The organism is Tetragenococcus solitarius NBRC 100494 (assembly GCF_001544195.1).
In the GTDB taxonomy this organism is placed as follows: domain Bacteria; phylum Bacillota; class Bacilli; order Lactobacillales; family Enterococcaceae; genus Tetragenococcus; species Tetragenococcus solitarius.
The window spans coordinates 1-1,707 of record NZ_BCPY01000078.1 but is presented as its reverse complement, the minus strand read 5'-3'; the positions used below and the strand labels follow the sequence as shown (position 1 = coordinate 1,707).

Annotated in this window: 2 protein-coding genes and 1 CRISPR repeat array; both genes read right to left on the bottom strand. The window is 39.3% G+C overall.

Annotated features, from left to right (window positions below):
- Window positions 1–36 precede the first annotated feature (36 nt).
- A CRISPR array of direct repeats spans window positions 37–1,010; the repeat unit is 32 nt; unit sequence ATTTCAATCCACGCTCTCATGAAGAGAGCGAC.
- A gap of 147 nt (window positions 1,011–1,157) precedes the next feature.
- Window positions 1,158–1,451, bottom strand: a complete 294-nt coding sequence (gene cas2 / locus TS1_RS12125; RefSeq protein WP_068710726.1) for a CRISPR-associated endonuclease Cas2 — start codon at window positions 1,449–1,451, stop codon at window positions 1,158–1,160.
- A gap of 12 nt (window positions 1,452–1,463) precedes the next feature.
- Window positions 1,464–1,707 (bottom strand): CRISPR-associated endonuclease Cas1 (locus TS1_RS12120; RefSeq protein ID WP_174519346.1); only part of this gene is annotated, 244 nt, incomplete at its 5' end.

Sequence of the window (1,707 nt, the reverse complement as noted above, 5' to 3'; positions counted from 1 at the left end):
TTGCCAGGGCTTAAAAAAACCGCCTGGCTTTTTGGAATTTCAATCCACGCTCTCATGAAGAGAGCGACAAATGAAGTAACCGATGCTCGTACAGACACTGAAGATTTCAATCCACGCTCTCATGAAGAGAGCGACATAACAAATAATAGGAGTGATTACTATGTGGATGATTTCAATCCACGCTCTCATGAAGAGAGCGACCAAAGCAAGGCAGATGAAGCTAGCTACAGTATAGACATTTCAATCCACGCTCTCATGAAGAGAGCGACGAAAAATCTGCACGAATTGCCGTAGAGGCAGTAGAATTTCAATCCACGCTCTCATGAAGAGAGCGACGCAATTGAAAATCCAATGGGTATCAAGGTTTCTAATATTTCAATCCACGCTCTCATGAAGAGAGCGACACCTATTGTAGGACGATTAGTCATTGTAAATGATATTTCAATCCACGCTCTCATGAAGAGAGCGACTAAATCCGCATTAATTGTAAGCCCAGCGGGTTCGGATTTCAATCCACGCTCTCATGAAGAGAGCGACTTTGTGTACGAACCCTGCTTTTATTTCAATCACTGATTTCAATCCACGCTCTCATGAAGAGAGCGACCTACGTGTTTGAGTAGCTTAGGATCGCCGGCAAAAACAATTTCAATCCACGCTCTCATGAAGAGAGCGACTGATTTAAATGTATTGCTAAGTTTTCCACCAACAATTTCAATCCACGCTCTCATGAAGAGAGCGACTATGTATGTTATTTAATAAACTACAACACCTCCTTATTTCAATCCACGCTCTCATGAAGAGAGCGACTCATCAAGTCTGTTGTACCATCGACAGGCACACCAATTTCAATCCACGCTCTCATGAAGAGAGCGACAGGTAGCACATGCGTAATCATCGAATGCTTGATGCGATTTCAATCCACGCTCTCATGAAGAGAGCGACACAATTGACAGTCGTATGCGCATTGTTGTACCTACCATTTCAATCCACGCTCTCATGAAGAGAGCGACCGCGGAAATCATGCGGCTTTTCTCCGTTTTAAACGAAAAAATTTATTAATAAACAGTAAAAATAGAGCTCATTTCTACAAAATAACAACAATTTCGCGCGAGTCAGCTTAGTAATTTATGTGTGACATCGACTCGCACAAAATTAATTTACAACAATAAAACATCTTTATCTGGATCGTAACTATCATTATTTCCGATTTGTTCTACTCTGTTCTGCCAATTTTTTCCTAACAAATAAAAACGAATACTATCAAGCTCTGGGTTAATAATATTGGCTAATTTTCCTTTTAGTTCGACAAATTCTGCTGGAACAACTGAACATTCAAAAACAGAATTTTGCACCCGTTGTCCATAATCAACGCATAAATTAGCTACATGTCTCAAACGTTTTCTTCCTTGTTTCGTTTCCGTATTGACATCATAAGTAACTAAAACCATCATAGGCATACCTCCTTAGGTCATAAAAGGTGGGTAACTGGGTAAATCATCGCGAATTGCTTTGGCCATTAATTGCGCTTGTACGTATGGTAACAGCATTAGTTTTACTTTTTCATTAATAAAAGGATGAATGACTTCGGTTTGCTTACGCGCTTGCCATTCTTTAATAAAAGCACTTCTTCCCTTATCATTCAAAAATACACTACCATTTTCTTTTACATCAAAATGTTTTTTTGTAACTTGTCGCTTATTAATTAAA